This window comes from Marinobacter sp. (assembly GCF_033722735.1).
GTDB lineage: Bacteria > Pseudomonadota > Gammaproteobacteria > Pseudomonadales > Oleiphilaceae > Marinobacter.
Genome location: NZ_JAWVYN010000049.1, coordinates 1 through 5,136, shown reverse-complemented (window position 1 = coordinate 5,136; position 5,136 = coordinate 1). Strand labels below are relative to the sequence as shown.

The 5,136-nt window shown below is 63.6% G+C and carries 7 protein-coding genes; 2 read left to right on the top strand and 5 right to left on the bottom strand.

Features of this window, described 5'->3' with window-relative positions; all coding sequences use genetic code 11:
* Both R3175_RS17815 and gloA read left to right on the top strand, forming a co-directional pair.
* Nucleotides 1-498, top strand: a 498-nt coding sequence (locus R3175_RS17815; protein WP_318945690.1) for a DUF3592 domain-containing protein, incomplete at its 5' end; no start/stop codon positions are given.
* A 78-nt stretch (nt 499-576) separates the two neighbouring features.
* Nucleotides 577-1,131, top strand: a complete 555-nt coding sequence (gene gloA, locus R3175_RS17810; RefSeq protein WP_318945689.1) for a lactoylglutathione lyase — start codon at nt 577-579, stop codon at nt 1,129-1,131.
* Between the two features lie 11 nt (nt 1,132-1,142).
* Here gloA and R3175_RS17805 read toward each other — a convergent pair whose 3' ends face one another.
* The 5 genes from R3175_RS17805 to R3175_RS17785 all read right to left on the bottom strand — a co-directional run.
* The gene (locus R3175_RS17805) at nt 1,143-1,808 is read right to left on the bottom strand and encodes a lactate utilization protein (protein ID WP_318945688.1); all 666 of its coding nucleotides are present in this window, start codon (nt 1,806-1,808) and stop codon (nt 1,143-1,145) included.
* Nucleotides 1,805-3,238 carry a LutB/LldF family L-lactate oxidation iron-sulfur protein gene (locus tag R3175_RS17800; protein WP_318945687.1) on the bottom strand — a complete coding sequence of 478 codons (1,434 nt, stop codon included), beginning with the start codon at nt 3,236-3,238 and terminating at the stop codon, nt 1,805-1,807. Before R3175_RS17800 ends, R3175_RS17805 begins: the two co-directional genes overlap by 4 nt.
* Nucleotides 3,235-4,029, bottom strand: a complete 795-nt coding sequence (locus R3175_RS17795; RefSeq protein ID WP_318945686.1) for a (Fe-S)-binding protein — start codon at nt 4,027-4,029, stop codon at nt 3,235-3,237. Before R3175_RS17795 ends, R3175_RS17800 begins: the two co-directional genes overlap by 4 nt.
* Before the next feature lie 132 nt (nt 4,030-4,161).
* The gene (locus R3175_RS17790) at nt 4,162-4,443 is read right to left on the bottom strand and encodes a helix-hairpin-helix domain-containing protein (RefSeq protein ID WP_318945685.1); all 282 of its coding nucleotides are present in this window, start codon (nt 4,441-4,443) and stop codon (nt 4,162-4,164) included.
* Nucleotides 4,444-4,848: 405 nt separating this feature from the next.
* Nucleotides 4,849-5,136: ketopantoate reductase C-terminal domain-containing protein (locus R3175_RS17785; RefSeq protein WP_318945684.1), on the bottom strand; the 288-nt coding region annotated here is incomplete at its 5' end.

Genomic DNA, 5,136 nt, shown 5'->3' with positions numbered 1-5,136 from the left:
GGCCGCCAGGTGGAGTTCAAATCCAGCACTGGCTCCAATCCGCCCTCCTACAGCCGTGGCGAGTTGGTTCCGGTCCTGTACGAGGCCGAGAACCCGGCAAGCGCACGGATTAACGGGTTCTTCTCCCTGTGGGGCGGTGCGTTGATTGTGGGTGTACTGGGGCTGATCTTTGGTGGCATTGGCGGTGGCCTGTTGTTGCAGGGCGCGCTGAAGCAGCGGTCCCAGGCGCACTTGAAGCAGCATGGGGTGCAGATCCATGCGTTGGTCCAGAATGTGGAGCACAACACCGGTCTGAAGGTGAATGGCCGCAGTCCCTACCGCATTGTCTGCCAGTGGCAGCATCCGCAAACCGGCCAGATCCACGTGTTCCGCAGTGACAACCTGTGGTTTGATCCCAGCGCTCATCTTCCGGGCGACACTGTGCCCGTGCTGGTGGATGAGGCCAACCTGAAAAACTATTGGGTGGACACCTCGTTCCTGCCGCAAGTGGCCGCCTGAGCAGCCGGCTCCCTTGAAATCTCCCTGAAGCGCACGCAGGTATAGCATTTAATGCGTTGAACCAAAAGGGAGCCCAACATGCCCAAGCATTTCGAACAGGCGCCGGGTCTGTATGAAGCACCGGTGCCAGAGACAGAAGGATACGTCTTCAACCAGACCATGCTGCGGATCAAGGACCCGGCCGTCAGCCTGGATTTCTACACCCGGGTGCTGGGCATGCGGCTGGTGCGCAAGCTCGATTTTCCGGAGATGAAGTTCTCGCTGTACTTCCTGGGCTATCTGGATGATCGTCAGGCGTCCCTGGTGCCCCAGGACGATGCCCACCGGACCGCCTTCACCTTTGGCCGCGAGGCCATGCTCGAGCTGACCCACAACTGGGGCAGCGAAGACGAGGACGACTTCCAGTACCACAACGGCAATGACCAGCCCCAGGGCTTCGGTCATATCGGCATTGCCGTGCCGGATGTCTACCAGGCCGCGGAGCGGTTCGAGAAGTTGGGAGTCAACTTCGTCAAGCGCCCGGACGACGGCAAGATGAAGGGGCTGGCGTTTATCCAGGACCCGGACGGCTACTGGATCGAAATCCTGCAGCCGAACATGCTGGAGAAACAGCGCCAGGCCAAATCGGCCTGACGGTGGGCGAATCAGCCCTGGTCGTCCTCGATCAGCAGCACAATCAGTTCCTTGGGACCATGTACCCCGTAGGCCAGCGTCTGTTCGATGTCGGCGGTCTTGGACGGGCCGGAGATCAGCAGGGCGTTGGTGGGCATGCCGCTGGCCCAGCCCTGGGCGTGGATGGCCTCCAGGAAGGTGCCATAGAGTGCGCTGGCCTTCAGCACCGCGATGTGCACCGGCGGCACCAGGCTCATCAGCCGGGGTTCGTCGGCGGTGGGCCAGAGGATCAGCGAGCCGGTCTCGGCGATGCCGCCCCGGGTGGAAGTGAGGCTGGCGTCCACGGCGGTGAACAGGTCCCGTTGCCAGTTCTCGATGGGGCGGTCGTAGGACAGTAGTTCCGGCAGCCCGCGTTGTCGCGACTCCCGAACCGCCCGACCAATGGCGTGCTCCCGGGGAAGCAGTAGGTTACTGGCCTGGCGGGTCTGCAGCACTTCGACCAGCCGCTCCAGCCAGTCATGGCGATGCACCCGATGAACCTCCCCATGCACCGACTCCAGGGTCTGTTCGAACTGATCCAGTCGGTCCGCCAGCGAGGCCTTGCCGCGATCCAGCACCGAAAAGTCGCACTCCGGCACCGGTAGGTCGTGGCCGCGGCGGTGCTTGAGCCGTTGCAGGATCTGTTCACGGGCGCTCATGATCGTTTGTCCTTGATTAACTCATGCAGGCTGCGGCGGGCCAGGCGCGGGGCGGTGCGGTAGTCGGTCCAGGCGCCCACTTTCTGTGGCTGTAACCGGCGCAGTCTCGTCGCCAGTCGGGTGGCCAGCCGGTACAGGGCGGGCCGGGTATGGACCCATTGCCAGAGCCGCCATGCCAGCGCTTCGGCACCGCTGCGTTTGCTGCCGTGACCGCGGACCTGGGCGGGGTGCAGGCGGTCGCCATCCACCGCCTCCTGGCGCAGCCGGACCAGCAGGTCCGGAATCGGTATGCGCACCGGGCAGACCTCGCCGCAGGCGCCGCAAAGGCTGGAGGCGCTGGGCAGGTGCCGGGTCTCATCCAGCCCCAGCAAATGCGGCATGAGAATCTTGCCGATGGGGCCGGGGTAGGTGGTGCCGTAGGCGTGGCCCCCCACGCGGGTGTACACCGGGCAGTGATTCATGCAGGCCCCGCAGCGAATACAACGCAGGGTATCCACCAGTTCATCGTCTTGGTAGATGGTGGAGCGGCCATTGTCCACCAGCACCACATGCACCTCTTCCGGGCCGTCCAGCTCGTTTGGCTGGCGGGGGGCGGAAATCATGTTGAAGTAGGTGGTGATGTGCTGGCCGGTGGCCGAGCGGGTCAGCAGGGCCAGCAGGGCGGTTACATCGTCCAGCCCGGGCACCACCTTCTCGATGCCGGTGACCGCGATGTGGCAGGGAGGGACCGTGGTGGTCATACGGCCGTTGCCCTCGTTTTCCACCAGGCACAGGGTACCGGTCTCAGCCACTGCAAAATTGACACCGGAGATCCCCACGTCCGCCTGCATGAACTTCTCCCGCAGCTGGGCCCGGGCGCTGGCGGTGAGGTACTCCACGTCATTGGACCGCTCGGTGCCAGTCTTGTGGTGCATCAGCTCGGAGATCTCGCCGGTGTTCTTGTGAATGGCCGGCATGATGATGTGGGAGGGCGTTTCCTCCGCCAGCTGGACAATGTATTCCCCCAGGTCGGATTCCAGCGCCTCGATGCCATGCTCTTCCAGATAATCGTTGAGCTCCATCTCCTCGGACACCATGGACTTGCCCTTGATCACCTTCCTGGCGTGGCGCGCCAAACAGATGTTGCTGACAATGTGGCAGGCCTCGTCGGCGTCGTTGGCCCAGTGCACCTGGATGCCGTTGGCGATGAGCTGCTGCTCCAGCTGTACCAGCAGGTCCGGCAACTGCGCCAGCGCCCGGCGGCGGATGTTGGCGCCCAGGGTTCTCAGCGCTTCCAGGTCCCAGTCGTGGAAGGCGGCTTTGCGTTTGGCCATCAGCCCGTCCATGGCCTTGCGGAAGTTGTGCCGAATCTGCGGGTTATGAAGGGCGGCGCGGGCGCGGGGGTGAAAGTCCCGCACTGCGTCCCGGGGGGAGGCCGCGCCGTCGCTCATGGCTGCGACTCCCTGGAAGCGTCCTGCTGCGGCTTACGAGTGCGTGCCCACAGGAAGCTGAGAAGGTGTTGGCCTCGGACGGCTTGCTGGGCCTTCTCGGCGTAGCCGTCGATGTTCATCAGGCAGCCACAGTCGGTGGTGACGAACGCCTGGGCGCCGGTGTCGGCGATGGCTTCCACCTTCTCGCTGACCATGGCGCCGGAGATGGCCGGGTGACGCACGGCGAAGGTGCCACCAAATCCGCAGCACTCCTCGGCCCGGACCTGCTCGGCCAGGGTCACGTTCTTCAGTTGCCCCAGCAAGGCCGGCCCCACCTCGGCCAGGCCCAGCTCACGACGGGCCGAGCAGGAGGTATGCAGCGCCACGGTGGTGGGCTCGCCCAGGTCTTCCAGCTGGATGTGGCACACATTGAGCAGAAAGTCCGTCAGCTCCCAGACCCGTCCGGCGATAGCCTCGGCCTGGGCCTGCTGCGGCGTGTCGCGGAACAGCTGGGGGTAGTGTTTGCGCATCATGCCCCCGCAGGAGCCGGAGGGCACCACGATGGGCCAGTTCTCCGGAAACAGGTCGAGTTGGGCGGCGGCGACGGCCCGGGCCTCGTCGTGATAGCCGGAAGTGTAGGCGGGCTGGCCGCAGCAGGTCTGGCCCTGGGGAAACAGCACCTCGATGCCTTCCCGCTCCAGCAAATGGATGCCCGCCAGACCGGCCTCGGGGTAAAACAGGTCCACCAGGCAGGTGCCAAAGAAGTAAACCTTGGAAGGTTTGGGCGGATACACCTTGATCGGGTCAGTCATGGCGAGATTCCGCTGCTCTGGGTTGTACCGTTGTACAGACTCCTTTACACAACCTTATGCAGCGGAAGTTGGGCTGTCCAGCCCAACTTTCGTGTAGTGGCCAAAGAAGTCGTGGCCAGCGAAGCGTAGCCCTTATTCGAGGGTAATGCGGGGCGCGTTCTGGCTGAGCGTCTGGTCGCCGATGCCGCGAACGTTGGTCAGCTCGGCCGGGCTCTGGAACGGGCCGTGGCTTTCCCGGTAGGCAACGATGGCTTGCGCCTTGCTCTCACCGATGCCGTCCAGGGAGCTCAGCTCCGCTGCGGTGGCGGTATTGATGTTGACCGGCTGGGCGTCGGCGGCGGGTTCGGCGTGAGCGATGCCGGTGAACAGGCACAGGGTAAACAGCAGTGCTGCCAAGAAGGGATTTCGATTCATTCCAGATCTCCTGAGTGAGTTGACGGTGTGTCAGCGCGACCCAGATGTTGAATGGGGAGGGGCAGGCAGGGGAGAGATGAACGACGGCTCGCGGACTTAGCGAGACCTAACAAGAGGGGGCACGGACAGGAGCACCGTCCCTGTGTTCCTTATCCGTAGCCGACCAAACGCCTGTTCCTTCAGGCTCTGCCAATCCCTGGCTGTCGTCCCTGTAGACCCACGTCCTGTGAGTCTTTCAATCATCCATAACATCCGTGTTCCTGCGTCCTTGCAGGCGTGTCATCCCTGACTCTGTCTATTCTAATGAAGGCCAGCGTGGGGCAAACGGGAGATTTCAGTCTGGTGGTGTGAGATAAAGCTTACAACGATGTAATCTGATTGCCTGTAAATGAGAGGCATTCTCCTTTATGAGGTCAGCGCACTCAGCAGCTCGGCCCCGCTCCAGCTTCGCCGCTGCCGTTCGCAATCGTGCACCAGCTGGGTCAGCCGGGCGTTCACCGGTGCTTGGCGCCCGAGTGAGTCGGCGAGCCGAACCACTTCGCCATTGATCCAGTCCACCTCGGTGGGACGGCCGGCCTCCAGGTCCTCCCACATGGAAGAGCGGGCCAGCGGGTCGATGGCCAGCATCTTCTTCGCCAGCCGGGTAAACAGCCAGTCGGGCAGTCGCATGACCCTGGGAATCCACCGCATGGG

Excerpts from the sequence above, each read along its gene's own strand:
- gloA (WP_318945689.1), top strand. The coding sequence starts at position 577 with ATGCCCAAGCATTTCGAACAGGCGCCGGGTCTGTATGAAGCACCGGTG.
- R3175_RS17805 (WP_318945688.1), bottom strand. The coding sequence starts at position 1,808 with ATGAGCGCCCGTGAACAGATCCTGCAACGGCTCAAGCACCGCCGCGGC.
- R3175_RS17800 (WP_318945687.1), bottom strand. The coding sequence starts at position 3,238 with ATGAGCGACGGCGCGGCCTCCCCCCGGGACGCAGTGCGGGACTTTCAC.
- R3175_RS17795 (WP_318945686.1), bottom strand. The coding sequence starts at position 4,029 with ATGACTGACCCGATCAAGGTGTATCCGCCCAAACCTTCCAAGGTTTAC.
- R3175_RS17790 (WP_318945685.1), bottom strand. The coding sequence starts at position 4,443 with ATGAATCGAAATCCCTTCTTGGCAGCACTGCTGTTTACCCTGTGCCTG.